The sequence below is a fragment of the Agrobacterium tumefaciens genome, from assembly GCF_031801495.1.
GTDB lineage: Bacteria > Pseudomonadota > Alphaproteobacteria > Rhizobiales > Rhizobiaceae > Agrobacterium > Agrobacterium tumefaciens_K.
In genome coordinates this window covers 1,381,211-1,397,833 of sequence record NZ_JAOEGC010000002.1, presented here as the reverse complement: position 1 = coordinate 1,397,833, position 16,623 = coordinate 1,381,211, and the positions used below count along the sequence as shown (strand labels likewise).

16 protein-coding genes are annotated in these 16,623 nt (G+C 58.3%); 9 read left to right on the top strand and 7 right to left on the bottom strand.

What is annotated here, in order from left to right:
• Window positions 1-7: 7 nt before the first annotated feature.
• Window positions 8-364 (bottom strand): VOC family protein, encoded by a 357-nt coding sequence (locus N7578_RS16200; protein WP_311111308.1) that lies wholly within the window; start codon window positions 362-364, stop codon window positions 8-10.
• An 11-nt stretch (window positions 365-375) separates the two neighbouring features.
• The gene (locus N7578_RS16195; RefSeq protein ID WP_311111307.1) at window positions 376-780 is read right to left on the bottom strand and encodes an SRPBCC family protein; all 405 of its coding nucleotides are present in this window, start codon (window positions 778-780) and stop codon (window positions 376-378) included.
• Window positions 781-901: 121 nt separating this feature from the next.
• Here N7578_RS16195 and ccoG point away from each other — a divergent pair, with 121 nt between their 5' ends.
• The 5 genes from ccoG to gndA all read left to right on the top strand — a co-directional run bounded on the left by ccoG (window position 902) and on the right by gndA (window position 7,019).
• Window positions 902-2,485 carry a cytochrome c oxidase accessory protein CcoG gene (ccoG, locus tag N7578_RS16190; RefSeq protein ID WP_311111306.1) on the top strand — a complete coding sequence of 528 codons (1,584 nt, stop codon included), beginning with the start codon at window positions 902-904 and terminating at the stop codon, window positions 2,483-2,485.
• Window positions 2,482-2,982, top strand: coding sequence for a FixH family protein (locus N7578_RS16185; protein ID WP_311111305.1), 501 nt, complete (start codon window positions 2,482-2,484; stop codon window positions 2,980-2,982). Before ccoG ends, N7578_RS16185 begins: the two co-directional genes overlap by 4 nt.
• Window positions 2,979-5,267, top strand: coding sequence for a cation-translocating P-type ATPase (locus N7578_RS16180; protein WP_311111304.1), 2,289 nt, complete (start codon window positions 2,979-2,981; stop codon window positions 5,265-5,267). Before N7578_RS16185 ends, N7578_RS16180 begins: the two co-directional genes overlap by 4 nt.
• Window positions 5,264-5,422: a cbb3-type cytochrome oxidase assembly protein CcoS gene (ccoS, locus tag N7578_RS16175; protein WP_311111303.1), complete on the top strand. Its 159-nt coding sequence runs from the start codon at window positions 5,264-5,266 to the stop codon at window positions 5,420-5,422. The genes N7578_RS16180 and ccoS overlap by 4 nt, the downstream gene beginning before the upstream one ends.
• 166 nt (window positions 5,423-5,588) lie before the next feature.
• Entirely contained in the window at window positions 5,589-7,019 is a 1,431-nt protein-coding gene (gene gndA / locus N7578_RS16170) for an NADP-dependent phosphogluconate dehydrogenase (protein WP_311111302.1), read from the top strand.
• 69 nt (window positions 7,020-7,088) lie between these two features.
• Here the strand turns inward: gndA and N7578_RS16165 are convergent, their stop codons facing one another.
• From N7578_RS16165 to N7578_RS16155, 3 genes are all read right to left on the bottom strand, one after another.
• Window positions 7,089-7,415: an RcnB family protein gene (locus tag N7578_RS16165; RefSeq protein ID WP_311111301.1), complete on the bottom strand. Its 327-nt coding sequence runs from the start codon at window positions 7,413-7,415 to the stop codon at window positions 7,089-7,091.
• A 181-nt stretch (window positions 7,416-7,596) separates the two neighbouring features.
• Window positions 7,597-8,628, bottom strand: a complete 1,032-nt coding sequence (gene mgrA / locus N7578_RS16160; RefSeq protein ID WP_311111300.1) for an L-glyceraldehyde 3-phosphate reductase — start codon at window positions 8,626-8,628, stop codon at window positions 7,597-7,599.
• A gap of 144 nt (window positions 8,629-8,772) precedes the next feature.
• The gene (locus N7578_RS16155) at window positions 8,773-11,220 is read right to left on the bottom strand and encodes a glycoside hydrolase family 2 protein (RefSeq protein WP_311111299.1); all 2,448 of its coding nucleotides are present in this window, start codon (window positions 11,218-11,220) and stop codon (window positions 8,773-8,775) included.
• 505 nt (window positions 11,221-11,725) lie between these two features.
• Between N7578_RS16155 and N7578_RS16150 the strand changes: the two genes are divergently transcribed.
• Window positions 11,726-12,778, top strand: coding sequence for a LacI family transcriptional regulator (locus N7578_RS16150; protein ID WP_311111298.1), 1,053 nt, complete (start codon window positions 11,726-11,728; stop codon window positions 12,776-12,778).
• A gap of 15 nt (window positions 12,779-12,793) precedes the next feature.
• Here N7578_RS16150 and znuA read toward each other — a convergent pair whose 3' ends face one another.
• Window positions 12,794-13,804: a zinc ABC transporter substrate-binding protein ZnuA gene (gene znuA, locus N7578_RS16145; RefSeq protein WP_311111297.1), complete on the bottom strand. Its 1,011-nt coding sequence runs from the start codon at window positions 13,802-13,804 to the stop codon at window positions 12,794-12,796.
• Window positions 13,805-13,908: 104 nt separating this feature from the next.
• On the opposite strand from znuA, the gene znuC reads away from it, so the two are divergent.
• From znuC to zur, 3 genes are read left to right on the top strand one after another with little or no spacing between them, the layout of a single operon-like run.
• Window positions 13,909-14,847, top strand: a complete 939-nt coding sequence (znuC, locus tag N7578_RS16140) for a zinc ABC transporter ATP-binding protein ZnuC (RefSeq protein WP_311111296.1) — start codon at window positions 13,909-13,911, stop codon at window positions 14,845-14,847.
• Complete coding sequence (locus N7578_RS16135; RefSeq protein WP_311111295.1) at window positions 14,840-15,658, top strand: metal ABC transporter permease; 819 nt, start codon at window positions 14,840-14,842, stop codon at window positions 15,656-15,658. The genes znuC and N7578_RS16135 overlap by 8 nt, the downstream gene beginning before the upstream one ends.
• Window positions 15,655-16,059, top strand: a complete 405-nt coding sequence (gene zur / locus N7578_RS16130) for a zinc uptake transcriptional repressor Zur (protein WP_311111294.1) — start codon at window positions 15,655-15,657, stop codon at window positions 16,057-16,059. Before N7578_RS16135 ends, zur begins: the two co-directional genes overlap by 4 nt.
• 30 nt (window positions 16,060-16,089) lie before the next feature.
• On the opposite strand, the gene N7578_RS16125 is transcribed toward zur, so the two are convergent.
• Window positions 16,090-16,623 carry a gamma carbonic anhydrase family protein gene (locus N7578_RS16125; protein WP_311111293.1) on the bottom strand — a complete coding sequence of 178 codons (534 nt, stop codon included), beginning with the start codon at window positions 16,621-16,623 and terminating at the stop codon, window positions 16,090-16,092.

Below are 16,623 nucleotides of genomic sequence, written 5' to 3'. Positions count from 1 at the left end.
CTCCCGATCAGGCTTTAGACCACACGGCCAGTTCATAGCCATCCGCATCGGTGAAATGAAAACGGCGTCCGCCGGGAAACTCGAAAGTCGGCGCGCTGATCTTTCCTCCGGCCGCTTCGACTCGGCCCTGTGCTGCCTCGATGTCCGACGCGTAGAGAATGACCAGGGGTCCGCCCTTGGCGGTAACAGGTGCTGTCGTCGTGAAGCCGCCGGTCAGGCGTCCGTCGGAGAATTCGCAATATTGCGGACCGTAGTCCTTGAAGGTCCAGCCGAAAGCGCTGCCGTAAAAGGTTTTGCTCACTTCGATGTCGGACACATTGAATTCGACGTAGTCGATCCGTCTGTTGTTTTCGGTTTCGCTCATCTGCTCCTCCCTCAGCTCTTTTCGATGATCGATTTCAGCGTCTCGAGATCAGCTTTCACCAGACCCGCATCGCGTGCAAAATCATCGTCTGTCATGCCGGGAAGTTGCAGTAGGGTAAAGGCAATTTCCGCACCATCGCCATTCGGTGTGACCCGCAGGGCGTTATAGACCTTCAGACCGTCCGGCATGGTCACGACATGATCGATAACGCCGAGATTGTTCTTCGCGGCAAAGCTCACACGCACCGAGCCGAGGGGGCCGCCATCCGCGATCCATTCGTCGCCGTCGTGGGTCAGACCGCTGGCGAGGCCGGCCGCCCAGAGCGGCATGTTTTCAGGATTGGATGCAAAGTCGCAGACTTCTTCCCAAGGTTTATCGATCGACAGGTGAACGATCTTCGATGGCATGACGGGCATGTGGGCCTCCCATTTTGCGGCGTATGCTCTGCCTGCGCCACTTTGTCCTCGCTTGATGCAAGTCAAGGATATTTCCCCGGCCAGATGGGAAAAGGCAAGAAGCAGCAACGGGTCTTGCATCATGAATATCTATCGCGCTGGACAGGATCGTGGCGGGCCATCCGTAGAGAGGCTCGAGGCAGAAGCGGTCAATTCGGCAAAAGTCCGCAAACCGCTGTACGAGGCACGCCGGAAAATCTTTCCCAAACGGGCGGAAGGGCGCTTCCGGCGTTTCAAGTGGCTTGTGATGCTGGTGACGCTCGGCATTTATTATCTGACACCCTGGCTCAGGTGGGATCGCGGGCCTTTTGCCCCGGATCAGGCGGTGCTGATCGATATCGCCAACCGGCGCTTCTATTTCCTGTTTATCGAGATATGGCCGCAGGAGTTCTTTTTCATAGCCGGGCTGCTTGTCATGGCCGGGCTTGGGCTTTTCCTTGTCACCTCGGCGGTGGGACGCGCATGGTGTGGCTATACCTGTCCGCAGACGGTGTGGGTCGATCTGTTTCTGGTCGTGGAGCGTGCCGTAGAGGGCGACAGAAATGCCCGCATCAAGCTTGATGCCGCGCCCTGGACGTTCGACAAACTCCGCAAGCGCGTCCTCAAACATGGCATATGGCTGGTGATCGGTGTTGCGACTGGCGGTGCATGGATATTCTACTTCGCGGATGCACCGACGCTCGCGATGCAGTTCCTGACCGGACAGGCGGCGATGATAGCTTACACAACTGTCGCGATCCTGACGGCCACGACCTATGTTTTCGGCGGGCTGATGCGGGAGCAGGTCTGCACCTACATGTGTCCGTGGCCGCGCATCCAGGCGGCGATGCTGGATGAGAATTCGCTGGTCGTGACCTATAATGACTGGCGCGGCGAACCGCGTTCGCGCCATGCGAAAAAGGCGGTGGCAGGGGGTGATCCGGTTGGGGACTGTGTGGATTGCAACGCGTGCGTCGCGGTCTGTCCCATGGGCATCGACATCCGCGACGGGCAGCAGCTCGAATGCATCACCTGCGCGCTATGCATCGATGCCTGTGACGGCGTGATGGCCAAGACCGGCAAGCCACGCGGCCTGATCGCCTATGCCACGCTTGCCGAATACCAGTCGAACATGGCGCTGGCGACCGGTGGCGGACGCCATGCGATACGACCCGGAAATGTGCGGAGCGCGGATGGCATTTTCAATGCTACCGTTCGCCAGTTCGACTGGCGCATCATTTTTCGCCCGCGCACCATTCTCTATACCGTTGTCTGGGCTGTGGTCGGGATCGGCATGCTGGTGGCGCTGGCCACACGCGACCGTCTGGCCGTCAATGTTCTGCACGACCGCAATCCGCAATATGTGCTGGAATCGAACGGTTCGATCCGCAACGGCTATACGGTGCGTATTCTCAACATGGTGCCGGAGCCGCGCACGGTCAGCCTGACCATCGAGGGTATTCCGAATGCGGTGATGAAGATCAACGGCATGCAGACTATGCCGTCACGCGCGTTCGATGTGCTGGTGGAGCCGGACGAGGCAACGGCGCTGAAGGTGTTCGTCACCCTGCCGGGAGAGGACGTCTCGCGGGCGTCGGAGAATTTCGAATTCATCGTCAGCGATGGGCAAGGCCATGAAACGGCGCGTTACGACGCGGTGTTCAACGGCCCGGGAGTGAAGAAATGACTGTTCAGAAATCGCATGCCTCGGCCTTTGTCTTTACCGGCTGGCACATGGCCGGTGTCATGGTGCTGTTTTTCGGCGTCATCATCACCGTAAACGTCATCATGGCGTGGAATGCCATCTCCAGCTGGAGCGGTCTGGTCGTGCCGAACACCTACGTCGCCAGCCAACAGTTCAACAGCAAGGCCGAGGCGGCAAAGGTGAGGGCAGCGACCGGCATCGAAGGCAAGCTTTCCGTCAACGATACGAGCGTTCGATATGAGGTGTTCCATCCCGAAACCGGTCCGGTCGAAGCCGACGCGATCACGGCGCATTTCCGTCGTCCGGTCGGCGAGCGCCAGAATTTCGACATGGAGCTAACACCCGTTTCGAGGGGCGTCTTCACCGGGGCTCACAACGTGTTGCCGGGTCAATGGATCGTCGAGGTTATCGCCGTCAGGGATGGCCGGGTGATCGTTCACGAAGGCACACGCATCGCGATTGTCAGGGGGCGCAAATGAGCTGCTGCGCACCGGGAACGGAAGGCTCCCTTGCGTTAAATGGCGGCAGTTCGCCATCTGCCGAAGAGCTGTTGCTGGCAAGCCGCGATCTGGGGCATGGCCTTCGTCAGACGGATCTGAGCGTGCCGGGTGTTTATTGCGGCACCTGCATCTCCACCATTGAAGGCGTGTTGCGGGGACATCCAGCGGTAGAGCAGGCCCGCGTCAATCTTTCCTCGCGGCGTGTGGCCATCGTCTGGAAGGAAGCCGTTGCGGGTATCACGACCGATCCGGCCGAGCTTGTCGGCGCTATCCAGTCAACCGGTTATCAGGCGCATCTGTTTTCGGCCAGTCTGGATGCCTCAGATGAACTGCGCAAGCAGCTCATCCGGGCTGTGGCACTCTGCGGTTTTGCCTCTGCCAACATCATGCTTTTGTCCGTATCCGTCTGGTCGGGTGCGGATGCGGCGACCCGCGACATGTTTCACTGGATCTCGGCGATGATTGCCGCACCGGCGCTGATCTATGGCGGTCGCTTCTTTTACAGCTCGGCCTGGAATGTGCTGAAACACGGCCGGACCAACATGGACGTCCCGATTGCGCTGGCCATCACGCTCTCCTACGCCGTCTCGCTTGGGGAAACGATCCATCACGGTGCACATGCCTGGTTCGATGCCACCGTGTCTCTGCTGTTCTTCCTGCTGATCGGCCGCACGCTGGATCACATCATGCGCGACAGGGCGCGTTCGGCCATTGCCGGGCTGGCAAGGCTTTCGCCGCGTGGGGCAATGCTGGTCAACGTCAACGGATCGCGCGATTACCGGGCACTCGATGAGATCAAACCGGGCGACACGATTGCGATCGTGGCTGGAGACCGGGTGCCTGTCGATGCGACGGTTACAAGCGGCAGCAGCGATATCGACATGTCCATCGTCAATGGCGAAAGCGCGCCGCGCCGCGTGGAGAGCGGCGATCATCTGCAGGCCGGTACGCTGAACCTCACCGGTTCACTGACAGCGTGCGTCACGGCTTCGGCGAAACAATCGTTCCTTTCGGAAGTGATTGCACTCATGGAGGCGGCCGAGGGGGGCAGGGCGCGTTATCGCCGCATCGCCGACCGCGCCGCCAGCTATTATTCGCCCGTCGTGCATCTTCTGGCGCTCGTGACGTTTTTCGGCTGGGGGATTTTCGGCGGTGACTGGAAGCAGGCCATGCTGATCGCCATTGCCGTCCTCATCATCACCTGCCCATGCGCGCTCGGTCTTGCCGTGCCTGTCGTTCAGGTGGTCGCCGCTGGCCGTCTCTTCCGGCGCGGTGTGATGGTCAAGGACGGTTCGGCCATGGAACGACTGGCGGAAATCGACACCGTACTGTTCGACAAGACCGGAACGTTGACATCAGGAAGGCCACGTCTCGTCGGTTCCACCAATGTGCCTGACACGACGATGGCGATTGCTGCGGGGCTTGCCGCCCATTCGAACCATCCGTTGTCCAGGGCGCTTTACGATGCACATCAGGGCTCTATTCCCTCATATGACACGGTCAGCGAAATTCCGGGTTCCGGGGTGGAGGCCGTCACCGCATCCGTCACCTACAGGCTCGGCAATCGCCGTTTCGCATGCCCCTCCGACATCGGGGGCGACGATGCGGGGACGCTCTCCGAGGTGGTGCTGTCGCAGGATGGAGAATTGCTGGCTGCTTTCGCATTCGAGGACAGTCTGCGACCCGGTGGAGCTGATGTACTCGACCGGCTCGGTGCCTGGCACATAAGCAGCGAAGTCGTGTCCGGTGACCGCAAGACTGCGGTGAGGCTGCTGGCAGAGCGGCTTGGCATCGACAGGTGGGGCGCGGAGCTTTCGCCCAGGGACAAGGCGGCGCGTTGCGTGACGCTTGCGGGCGAGGGAAAACGCGTATTGATGGTGGGCGACGGGATCAACGACGCGCCAGCGCTTGCTGCGGCGCATGTTTCGATGGCACCGGCGACCGCCGCCGATATCGGCAGGCAGGCGGCCGATTTCGTCTTCATGCATGAAAGCCTGGAGGCCGTGCCCTTCGCCATCGAAACTGCACGACGGGCAGGGCAACTGATCCGCCAGAACTTTGCATTGGCGATCGGTTACAACATCATTGCCGTGCCTGTTGCCATTGCCGGTTATGCCACACCGATGATCGCGGCGATCGCCATGTCGACGTCGTCCTTGATCGTCGTCGCCAATGCCCTGCGTCTTGCGGGAGTGGATAAGACACTCGTTGAACGGAAAGGGGCAGAAAGCATGGCGATGGAAGGGGGAGTGCAGGCGGCATGAACATGCTGATCTACCTGATACCTGTGGCACTGTTTCTTGGTGGTCTCGGTCTTTTCGCCTTTCTCTGGTCGCTGAAAGCGGGTCAGTATGACGATATGGATGGAGCGGCGTGGCGCGTGCTCGAGGACGGTGACGACCGGCCGAAACCGTCCTGACATGATGCCGCCAACCCGCCATAGCTCTTGCTTATGGACCTCAAGCAAATATGCAAAGCTGACTTGCGTCATCAAAATTTAATCGTTTCAGCCCAGCTCAGCCTTGCCGTTTGAGCATTACAGTGCCACAACACGACCACTCAAAAAGCAAGATGGAGGCACATCCGTGGAACAGGCAGAAATCGGTTTGATCGGTCTCGGTGTCATGGGCTCGAACCTGGCATTGAACATCGCGGAAAAGGGCAACAAGATTGCCGTTTTCAACCGGACCCCGGACGCTACGAGAAAATTTTACGCCGAGGCCGGCGAATTGCAGGGTCAGTTGATCCCGTGCGAAACCATTGAGGAATTCGTCGCCGCCATTCGTCCTCCACGCCCGATCATCATTATGATCAAGGCCGGCGATCCGGTCGATCAGCAGATGGAAATCCTCAAGCCGCACCTGGCCAACGGCGACATCATGATCGACGCCGGCAATGCGAACTTCCGCGATACGATCCGCCGTTTCGACAACCTCAAGGACAGCGGCCTGACCTTCATCGGCATGGGTGTTTCCGGTGGTGAAGAAGGCGCCCGTCACGGACCGTCGATCATGGTCGGTGGCACGGAAGACAGCTGGAAGCGCGTTGAGAAGGTTCTGACCTCCATTTCCGCCAAGTACAACGAAGACCCGTGTGTTGCATGGCTCGGCAACGATGGCGCAGGCCACTTCGTCAAGACCATTCACAACGGCATCGAATATGCCGACATGCAGATGATCGCCGAAATCTACGGCATCCTGCGAGACGGCCTGAAGATGAGCGCCGTTGAAATCGCTGACGTGTTCGGCGAGTGGAACAAGGGTCGCCTCAACTCTTACCTGATCGAGATCACCGAGAAGGTTCTGCGCGCCGCAGACCCGATCACCGGCAAGCCGATGGTCGACCTGATCCTCGACAAGGCCGGCCAGAAGGGCACCGGCAAGTGGTCGGTCATCGAAGCGCAGAATATGGGCGTTGCCGCCACCGCTATCGAAGCGGCTGTTGCAGCCCGTATCCTGTCTTCGCAGAAGGACGAGCGCGAAGCGGCCGAGAAGATCTTCGGCCTGCCTGGCCTCGTCGATTCTCCGGTTGACAAGAAGGCTTTCATTGCAGATCTGGAAAGCGCGCTTCTGGCCGCCAAGATTGGTGCTTACGCGCAGGGCTTCGCGATCATGTCGGCAGCCTCCAAGGAGTTCAACTGGAACCTGCCGATGCCGACGATCGCCCGCATCTGGCGCGCTGGTTGCATCATCCGCTCGCAGTTCCTCGATGAGATCACTTCGGCCTTCACGAAGGACCCGCATGTGGCCAACCTCATCGTTACTCCGGCCTTCTCCACCATGGTGAAGGACACCGATGCGCCTCTGCGCCGCGTCGTTTCCTATGCCGTACTGTCCGGCCTGCCTGTTCCTGCTCTGGCCTCAGCTCTCGGTTACTTCGACGCTTACCGTCGTGGCCGTGGCAGCGCGAACCTCATCCAGGCGCAGCGTGACTTCTTTGGGGCGCACGGCTTTGAGCGCACCGACGGTGTGGACAAGCCGCATGGCCCGTGGGGCAGCGGCGCCGACATTTTCTGATCGGCTGAAAATGACCAACAAAAAAAGGCCCGCGAAAGCGGGCCTTTTCTTTTGACGCCGATGCTTGCCTTAACGTGCTGCAGCTAGGCCAACGATCAGGCCGCTGACGGCGTTGATGAGCAGGAACTGGTTGTCGACGCGAACCCAGCGCTGGTCACGGCGCGGCTCGGACAGACGGTAGCGGCGGTAATCGCGACGATCGATGATGTTGCGGCGTTCACCGGCGGAGAGGCGCTGACCACGATCCCAGCGATGCTTCTTGGCGATGACTTTCTTGGTGGTGACTTCGCGTTCGATCCTGACGTTACGATGACGGTCGTCGTGGCGGCTCTGCGCCTGAGCCATCGGTGCAGCGAGAACAGTCGCTGCCAGAAGAACGGTGATGAACTTTTTCATTGGTATTTCCTCTCGTGTTTCGATGAGGGGAAATTACGAATATGCGAATGAATGGAGAATGAATTTAAAATTACAATTATGTAATGATTGTTGATGGTTATTGGCGGTTGTTAATCTTTTGTTTGGAGGCTTTTCAAGATGAGAAGACCGCCCGGAAAAGCCGGGCGGTCGTTGTTTTCAATCAGCTGCGCTCGGCGGATTTAGCCCACAGATTGATGTCGGCATCACGGGCGTAACGATCGATTTCCGCCAGTTCCTCTGCGGTGAAATCGGGATTGTCGAGAGCCTTCACGCAATCTTCGACCTGCTCCACACGACTTGCGCCGATCAGGGCCGAAGTGATGCGGCCACCACGCAGAACCCAGGCAATCGCCATCTGTGCCAGCGTCTGGCCACGCTTTTCGGCGATGCGGTTAAGAGCGCGGATATTTTCGACGTTCTGGTCATTCAGGAAGGCGGGGTTCAGGGATTTGCCCTGCGTCGCCCGGCTGCCCTGCGGGACGCCACCCAGATATTTCGTCGTTAGCATGCCCTGCGCCAGCGGCGAAAAGACGATGGAGCCGACGCCGAGTTCCTCGAGCGTATCAACCAGGCCGTCTTCCTCGATCCAGCGGTTGATCATCGAGTAGCTGGGCTGGTGGATGATGCACGGCGTGCCGAGTTCTTTCAGGATCGCAGCAGCCTCGCGGGTGCGCTTGGAGTTGTAGGAGGAAATGCCGACATAAAGCGCCTTGCCGGAGCGGACGATCTGATCCAGAGCACCGCAGGTTTCTTCGAGCGGCGTGTTCGGGTCGAAGCGATGCGAATAGAAGATGTCGACGTAGTCGAGGCCCATCCGCTTCAGGCTCTGGTCGCAGGAGGCGATGAGATATTTACGGCTGCCCCACTCGCCGTAAGGGCCGGGCCACATATTGTAACCGGCCTTGGAAGAGATGATGAGTTCGTCACGGTATCCGGCAAAATCGGTTTTCAGAATTTCGCCAAAGGCGATCTCGGCGCTGCCGGGTGGCGGGCCGTAGTTGTTGGCGAGGTCGAAGTGGGTGATGCCGAGGTCAAACGCACGGCGGCAGATCGCCTGCTTCGTATGATGGGGCGTATCGTTGCCGAAATTGTGCCATAGCCCCAGCGAGATTGCCGGAAGCTTGAGGCCCGAACGGCCGCAATGATTGTACTTCATGGACGCATAACGGTTTTCGGCCGGTTGCCAAGCCATGTCTTTCCTCCACTTGCTGATGAGAGTTGCCGAAGACACCGGCAACCTTTGAACTGGATGAGACAAGCCCGCCGTGAGGCGAGATTGGTCGTCATTGAAATGGTTAGAGTGTTTGCCTGTCACCTTCAATACGGTGTCGATGACCTAGCAGGATTGAAGGTCTAGAATGGTGAAATGCGGTTGTCTGCCATGCCTGTTCTCGTCTTTCGGCGTAAACAGCACACGCCGTGTTTCGCCCGCCGCCAGATCGAACAGGTTGTCCGAGTAACGACCGGGCAGATCGGCTTCGAGCATGACAAACAGGGCAAGTCCCTTCGCCGTCACTTCGATCTCGAACTGTCCGTTTGGAAGTGCCGTGGTGGCGAATGTGAGGCCAGAGGGCCGAAGCTCGAGCGCCTTGTAGGTGTCGCGAACATGATGGCCTTCGCCCGTCATGCCGTTGGAGGCGATGAAGTTCCACGCAAGCAGCGCGCCGTCCGGCAGCTTGGTGAGGTCTATTTCGGTCAGCACGACTGCTGCATCCGGTCCGCATGTACCATTGGCGGATTTCAGCGGGATACGGTTTCCCTCCATCGTCAGCGCGAGAATGTTGATATCGATCTCAACGTCCTCGCCATTGTCGTTGACCATTGAGAAGCTGATCGTCTTGCCGTCTTCGGACGGGATGGCAACAACCGTGACCGGCTGGAAGAAACGACGTGCGGCGTAGTGCAGGGCTTTCCAGCTGCCGCCGTAATCGAGGCTCGACCAGGACGCGACCGGCCAGGTGTCGTTGAGCTGCCAATAAAGCGTGCCCATGCAATGCGGTTTCAGCGAGCGCCAATAATCGACAGCCGTGCGGATCGCCACGGCCTGCTGCACCTGACTGAGATAGACGAAGCTCGCAAAATCCTTCGGGAAGCGGAAATAGCGGAACATGGTTCCGGCAATACGCTCGTTGCCGCCGGCATTCTTCTGGTGAAGTTCGATGACCGGGGAGGAGATGTTCATGTCCTTTTCCTCCGCATAGGTCCGGATGACGGGCATGGAGGTATAGGACTGGAAGCCGAACTCCGAGCAGAAGCGCGGCTTGACGGAGCGGTAATTGTCGAACGACTTGTTCTCGTGCCAGACCGACCAGTAATGCATGTCGCCCGAGCCATCCGCATGCCACGCATCGCCATAATCCAGATAACCGGAGGCGGGGCTGGAGGGCCACCACAGCGCTTCGGGGGAGGCCTTCTTCAGAGCGCGTTCTATGGTTCGGTTCAGTCGGTCATAAGCCACGAGATAGCGGTCGCGGTTGTTGCGGGACTGCTCGAACCATGTCAGCGCACCGACCAGTTCGTTGTCGCCGCACCACAGGACCAACGATGGATGAGAGGAAAGCCGCTGCACCTGATAGGTGACCTCGTGCTCGACATTTTCCAGAAAATCCTCGCTGCACGGGTAGAGGTTGCAGGCGAACATGAAGTCTTGCCACACCATCAGGCCGAGCCGGTCGCAGAGATCGTAGAACCAGTCCTGCTCGTAAAAGCCGCCGCCCCATACGCGGATCATGTTCATGTTGGCTTCCGCGGCGGAGCAGAGAAGATCCTCTGTCTTTTCGCGGCTGGTCAGGGAGTGGAGAGCATCGGCAGGAATCCAGTTCGCGCCACGGCAGAAGATTTCGCGTCCATTGATGCGGAAGGCAAAACGGCTGCCTGCCTCGTCCTTGTCCGTCAGAAGCTCTACAGTTCTAAGGCCGATCTGGCGCGTGACGGTTTCATCCGGAAGTTCGACAGTCAATGTGTAGAGAGCCTGCTCACCGCTACCGGCCGGCCACCAGAGCCTGGGGTTTTCAAGGAAGAAGACATGCTGCACCGTCGTCTCACCAGCGCCGACACCGCAATCCAGCCGCAACCGTTCGTCATCCAGCGACAGGTGCAGGGTCACGCTTGCCGGGCCATCGGCAAAAAGCGTGACCGACACATGCAGCTCTACACCGCCATCGACGTGATGCTGCGACGTCACGACATGTTCGATCCGTGCCGTGTCGAGCCGCTTCAAGGCAATAGTGCCATAAAGGCCGAGTGGGGCGATGGCGATGTTCCAGTCCCATCCGAAATGGCATTGCGGCTTGCGCAGCATGTTGCCATTGGCGATGGGAGAATTGCCTTCGTGATAAGGAATGTAGAATGGTTGCCGCGCCTGCCGTTCCGCGCCAGCTAAAATATTGGAATGGAAGCGAATGCGAATGGTGTTTTCGCCGGGGCGCAAAGCTTCCGAAACGTCGGGGCGATAACGGCGGAAGCAGTTGTCGCTCGTCAGCACCGGCACGTCGTTGATGAAGACGATGGCGACCGTATCGAGATAGTCGATATCGAGATACCAGCTTGCGTCGACCTCCTCGATGACGAAGGTCCGTTCGATAAGCCAGTCTCTGTGGGCGACCCACTGCACGGCATTTTCGTTGCGTCCGTGATAGGGGTCCGGAATGATACCTGCATTTTTAAGCGCCGTGTGAATGTCGCCCGGTATCGGGATTTCGGCCTGGTGATCTCCTTCCTCGGATGACAGTGACCAAAGCCCGGAAAGATCGATGAGGGTGTCGGGCGAAGAAAACGAAACCATGGTTGGACCCTGTTTTTCGTGCAGTCACGTTTCGGTGGTGCACGGCATTGTCATGCAAGCCGGTATCTGAATCTCGGGCGACGATATCCTCGAAAAGACGACCGGCAAAACCGGTTCTTGTTATCTTCGGACAGTCCTCCCAACGGCAACGTTACCGTAAAAATGGTGCGACGTCATGCGTTTCCGTCGCCGCTGCGTTTATTGTCGATATGCAATCCAACCGAACAAAATGGCTAAATTAGATATGTATATTACAAAATATAAATCAGATGTTTGTATCCGTTTTCTAATTTTATTTATTATATTTTATGCCGTTCCTTTGGTGAGTGCCTTTCAACGTTAAGGCAATTTTCCTCTTGCGCATCGCATATATTTTAACGAACTATATCGTTGCAGTATGACGAATAAAGAATCTCGGCGCCGCCGCTTGCGACACACGCCGCCTGCCTTTGCAAGATGGTAAAAGCTATCTATGATCGTTAGCAATAAAGCGTGGCGAAATGACATGAACGATACTGGAAAAACCGATAACAACGACGTTTCGATACCCGCGGGTGAGCGGCCGACGTTGAAGACAATCGCGTTCATGACGGGCCTCGGGATCACCACGGTTTCACGGGCGCTCAAGGATGCTCCCGATATCGGCGCAGACACCAAGGAGCGTGTACGGCTGATCGCCCGACAGATCGGCTATCAGCCAAACCGTGCGGGCGTACGCCTGCGTACCGGCAAGACCAACGTCATAGCGCTGGTGCTGAGCGTCGATGAAGAGCTGATGGGGTTCACCAGCCAGATGGTGTTCGGCATCACGGAAGTTCTGGCATCGACCCAGTACCATCTCGTCGTCACGCCCCATACGCATGCCAAGGATTCGATGGTTCCGATCCGCTACATTCTCGATACGGGATCGGCGGACGGCGTGATCATTTCGAAAATACAGCCGGACGATCCGCGTGTTCGCTTCATGACGGAACGAAACATGCCTTTCGTCACGCATGGCCGCAGCGATATGGGCATCGCGCATGCCTATCATGATTTCGACAATGAGGCCTATGCCTACGAGGCCGTGGAGCGGCTGGTGCAGTGCGGACGCAAGAAGATCGCGATCGTTGTGCCGCCTTCACGGTTTTCGTTCCACGACCATGCCCGCAAAGGATTTACCCGGGCGATCCGGCACTTCGGTGTTTCCGAGTTTCCGCTGGATGCGGTGACGATCGAAACGCCACTCGACCAGTTGCGCGATTTCGGCAAGCAGCTGATGTCGTCGGCTGATCGTCCAGATGGCATTGTCTCGATCAGTGGCAGCAGCACGATCGCGCTGATGGCCGGATTTGAAGCGGCGGGTGTGAAGATCGGTGAGGATATCGACATCGTGTCCAAGCAGTCGGCCGAGTTCCTCAACTGGATCAAGCCGCAGGTTCATACCGTGAACGAGGACATCAAGCTGGCGGGCAGGGAGCTTGCCAGAGCTCTGCTGGCACGCATCAATGGCGAGCCAGCAGAACGTCTACAGAGTGTCAGCCAGCCGGTTTGGTCCTTGATGGCGCCCAAACCCTGAGCGCCACTTTCGGTATCAGGACAGGCAATCCTTGAGCGATTTGGCTATGCCACGCATCATTTCAAAGTAAAGATCAGGGCCCGGTGTCTGGGTTGCGGCCTCAGGGTCAAGCGTTCCGGACCTGGCGTCCGTGCCTTCCATAACGACGTTGACCAGCTTCGGCTCGAATTGCGGTTCTGCAAACACACAGGTCGCACCGAGTTGCCGGATCTTCTGCTGCATCTGCCTGACTCGATCCGCTCCCGGCATGGTTTCGGGGCTGACGGTGATGGAGCCAACCGTATTAACGCCGTAGCGATGTTCGAAATACTGGTAGGCATCGTGGAAGACGATGAAGGGCTTGTCCTTGATCGGCTTCACGGTTTCCGCCAGTTCCGTGTCGAGCGCGTCGATATCTACCAGCAGCTTGCGGGTGTTCTCCTGATAAGCGGTGGCGTTTCCTGCGTCGGCCTTGATAAGGGCTGCCTCTATCGAGCGGGCCATGGCCTTGGCATTTGCCGGGTCGAGCCAGAGGTGCATGTCGTATTCGCCATGGGCGTGGTCGTGCCCGTGATCATGCCCATGGTCATCCTTGTGGGTTTCGGCATGCTCTTCGCCTTCATGGGCGTGGGCTTCTTCTGCATCGTGCTCGTGTCCCGCATGATCACCGTGGTCGTGTGCTTCAAACGGGCCGCCTTCACGGAAGGGAAGTTTTTCGAGGCCTTCGGCATCATCCAGCTCCACGACGGTCGCCTTGGTGGCAATCGTTTCGAGCGGTTTTTCCAGAAATGCTTCCAGGCCAGGACCGACCCAGAAAACCACGTCAGCCTTTTCAAGGCTGCGGGCATGGGACGGCCTTAGATTGTAGGTGTGCGGAGAGGCCGCGCCTTCGACGATCAGCTGTGGCTCACTCACGCCCTTCATGATGGCCGCAACGAGGGAATGGACCGGCTTGATGGAGACCACGACATTGGGGGCGGCCATCGCGCTGGAAGCCATTGCCGCCATCGACGCGGACGCCGCAAGCGCGATCAGGATTTGTCTCATGACAGGTCACTCCACTTGAAGAATATGGTTATGTTATTACATTTATTGCGTAACGCTATAACGTATGCGATAGCGGTAGGCAACATCGCCAATCGGATAATCCCATGCTTCATTCTGCCCACAAGGGTAATGATAAACTCGTGTCCCTTTCCAATGCCGGTATTCAGCGCGGTGGCCGCTGGCTGGTGCGCGGCGTGGATTTTTCCGTCAGCAAGGGCGAGATCGTGACGCTGATCGGTCCGAACGGATCGGGCAAGTCGACCAGCGCGAAAATGGCGATCGGTGTGTTGAAGCCGTCTGAAGGAGAGGTGGCACGCATCGATGGATTGCGGGTGGGTTATGTGCCGCAAAAACTTTCCGTCGACTGGACCATGCCACTTTCGGTACGGCGCCTCATGACGTTGACCGGGCCGCTTCCGGCGCGGGAAATCGATGCGGCGCTGAATGCGACGGGCATCGCTCACCTTGCCAACGCAGAAGTGCAACATCTTTCCGGCGGCGAGTTTCAGCGAGCGCTTCTGGCGCGCGCCATCGCGCGAAAACCCGACCTTCTGGTTCTTGACGAGCCGGTTCAGGGAGTGGATTTCTCCGGCGAGATCGCTTTATACGATCTGATAAAAAATATCAGAAATTCAACTGATTGCGGAGTTTTGTTAATCTCGCATGATCTGCATGTCGTCATGGCTGAGACCGATACCGTCATCTGCCTCAACGGCCATGTCTGCTGCCGTGGGACACCGCAGACGGTCAGCCAAAGTCCGGAATATACCCGTCTTTTCGGTGGTGCCGCGGCGAAGGCTCTCGCCGTGTACAGCCATCATCACGACCACACACATCTGCCCGATGGCCGCGTACAGCATGCGGATGGTTCCGTGACAGATCATTGCCATCCGGATGACGGACATCACCATCATGATCCACATTCAGAGCATGATCATGGCCATGACCACCATGACCATGATCATGATGGATGCGGCTGTGGACACGATCATTCGGCAGATGCCGTAACCTCCGACACAAAGCATGGGGAGCGGCATGTTTGACGATTTTTTCATTCGCGCCATGATCGCCGGTATCGGTGTGGCGCTGACCGTCGGTCCTCTCGGGTGTTTCGTCGTCTGGCGCCGTATGGCCTACTTCGGCGACACCATGGCGCATTCCGCGCTGCTTGGCGTCGCCCTGTCGCTGCTGTTCCAGATCAACCTGACGCTCAGCGTCTTTCTGGTGGCTTCCGTCGTTTCGCTTCTGCTGCTCGTTCTTCAGCGCAGACGCGCGCTTTCAGCTGATGCGCTGCTGGGAATACTCTCCCATTCGGCGCTGGCGATCGGCCTCGTGATCGTTGCCTTCATGACCTGGGTCCGCATTGACCTCGTGTCCTTCCTGTTCGGTGACATTCTTGCCGTCACCACGACGGACATCGCCTTGATCTGGGGAGGCGGTCTGGTCGTTATTGCTGCCATGATCGCATTGTGGAGGCCGCTTCTGGCGTCGACAGTGAACGCCGAACTTGCCGAAGCGGAGGGGTTGCGACCCGAGCGGGCCAAGCTGATGTTCACGCTTCTGATGGCGCTTGTCATCGCCATTGCGATGAAGGTGGTGGGCATCATGCTGATCACATCGCTGCTCATCATACCGGCCGCGACCGCCAGACGTTTTTCGGCGACACCTGAGGTAATGGCGGTCATCGCTTCGCTGATAGGCGCCATCGCGGTTGTCGGCGGGCTGATGGGGTCCCTGACATACGATACGCCGTCCGGACCATCGATCGTGGTTGCCGCCGTCGTTCTGTTCGTTGTAAGCCTGTTGCCGTTAACGGGATTCTCTCGTGCGGCTGACGAGGGAGGCAAGTCATGAATGCGCAAAACCTGACAAAGAACCAGACTCTGGTGATGAATGCCCTCTCCAATGCGCATGCTCCCCTCAGCGCCTACATGATCTTGGACAAGTTGCGGGATGACGGTTTCCGTGCGCCGCTGCAGGTTTATCGTGCTCTGGAGAAGCTCATCGAATTCGGGCTCGTTCACCGGCTGGAGAGCCTGAACGCCTTCGTTGCCTGCACCCATACACAGGCGGAATGCTGCACGCATCATCATGGTACCGTTGCGTTTGCCATCTGCGAATCCTGCGGGCAGGTGACGGAGTTCCACGATCACGAAATCGATCATCGCCTCGAGCGCTGGGTCAAGGACAGCAAGTTCAAGGCGGAAAAAACGACGATCGAAATTCGCGGCCTTTGCGCGGCCTGCGCGGCTTAAAAGGCCCGGTGCGGCCTGATGTGCCGCTTGCTATTCCTCGATACGCTGCAGATCCTTCGAAAACCGTTTCCAGTTTTCGATGTATTTTTCCGCCGACCGCCGAAGACTCGCGATCGCTTCGTCATCCAGCGTGCGGATCGCTCTCGCCGGTGATCCGACGATCAGGGAATTATCCGGAAATTCCTTGCCTTCCGTGACCAGCGCATTGGCGCCGACAAGGCAGTTCCTGCCGATTTTCGCTCCATTCAGGACTGTTGCGCCCATGCCGACGAGCGAGTTGTCGCCTATGGTGCATCCATGAACGATGGCGTGATGGCCGATGGTGCACATTTCACCGATCGTCGCGGCAAAGCCGGGATCGCTGTGCACCATCACACCTTCCTGAATGTTCGTGCCGCGCCCGACCGTGATGGGCTCGTTATCGCCGCGCAGCGTCGCGCCGAACCAGATGCCGACATCCTCGCCAAGTACGACTGACCCGATGACATTGGCATCGGGTGCCAGCCAGTAACGATCAGGGGCAGGGGGTTCGGGTGTTCTTTCCCCCAGGCGATAAAGCGGCAT

Bases quoted from the DNA above. Each gene is read 5' to 3' on its own strand.
- N7578_RS16150 (WP_311111298.1), top strand. From the start codon at position 11,726: ATGAACGATACTGGAAAAACCGATAACAACGACGTTTCGATACCCGCG.
- N7578_RS16125 (WP_311111293.1), bottom strand. From the start codon at position 16,623: ATGCCGCTTTATCGCCTGGGGGAAAGAACACCCGAACCCCCTGCCCCT.
- N7578_RS16155 (WP_311111299.1), bottom strand. From the start codon at position 11,220: ATGGTTTCGTTTTCTTCGCCCGACACCCTCATCGATCTTTCCGGGCTT.
- ccoS (WP_311111303.1), top strand. From the start codon at position 5,264: ATGAACATGCTGATCTACCTGATACCTGTGGCACTGTTTCTTGGTGGT.
- N7578_RS16135 (WP_311111295.1), top strand. From the start codon at position 14,840: ATGTTTGACGATTTTTTCATTCGCGCCATGATCGCCGGTATCGGTGTG.
- N7578_RS16165 (WP_311111301.1), bottom strand. From the start codon at position 7,415: ATGAAAAAGTTCATCACCGTTCTTCTGGCAGCGACTGTTCTCGCTGCA.
- mgrA (WP_311111300.1), bottom strand. From the start codon at position 8,628: ATGGCTTGGCAACCGGCCGAAAACCGTTATGCGTCCATGAAGTACAAT.
- znuA (WP_311111297.1), bottom strand. From the start codon at position 13,804: ATGAGACAAATCCTGATCGCGCTTGCGGCGTCCGCGTCGATGGCGGCA.
- N7578_RS16200 (WP_311111308.1), bottom strand. From the start codon at position 364: ATGAGCGAAACCGAAAACAACAGACGGATCGACTACGTCGAATTCAAT.
- N7578_RS16185 (WP_311111305.1), top strand. From the start codon at position 2,482: ATGACTGTTCAGAAATCGCATGCCTCGGCCTTTGTCTTTACCGGCTGG.
- ccoG (WP_311111306.1), top strand. From the start codon at position 902: ATGAATATCTATCGCGCTGGACAGGATCGTGGCGGGCCATCCGTAGAG.
- N7578_RS16195 (WP_311111307.1), bottom strand. From the start codon at position 780: ATGCCCGTCATGCCATCGAAGATCGTTCACCTGTCGATCGATAAACCT.
- zur (WP_311111294.1), top strand. From the start codon at position 15,655: ATGAATGCGCAAAACCTGACAAAGAACCAGACTCTGGTGATGAATGCC.
- znuC (WP_311111296.1), top strand. From the start codon at position 13,909: ATGCTTCATTCTGCCCACAAGGGTAATGATAAACTCGTGTCCCTTTCC.
- N7578_RS16180 (WP_311111304.1), top strand. From the start codon at position 2,979: ATGAGCTGCTGCGCACCGGGAACGGAAGGCTCCCTTGCGTTAAATGGC.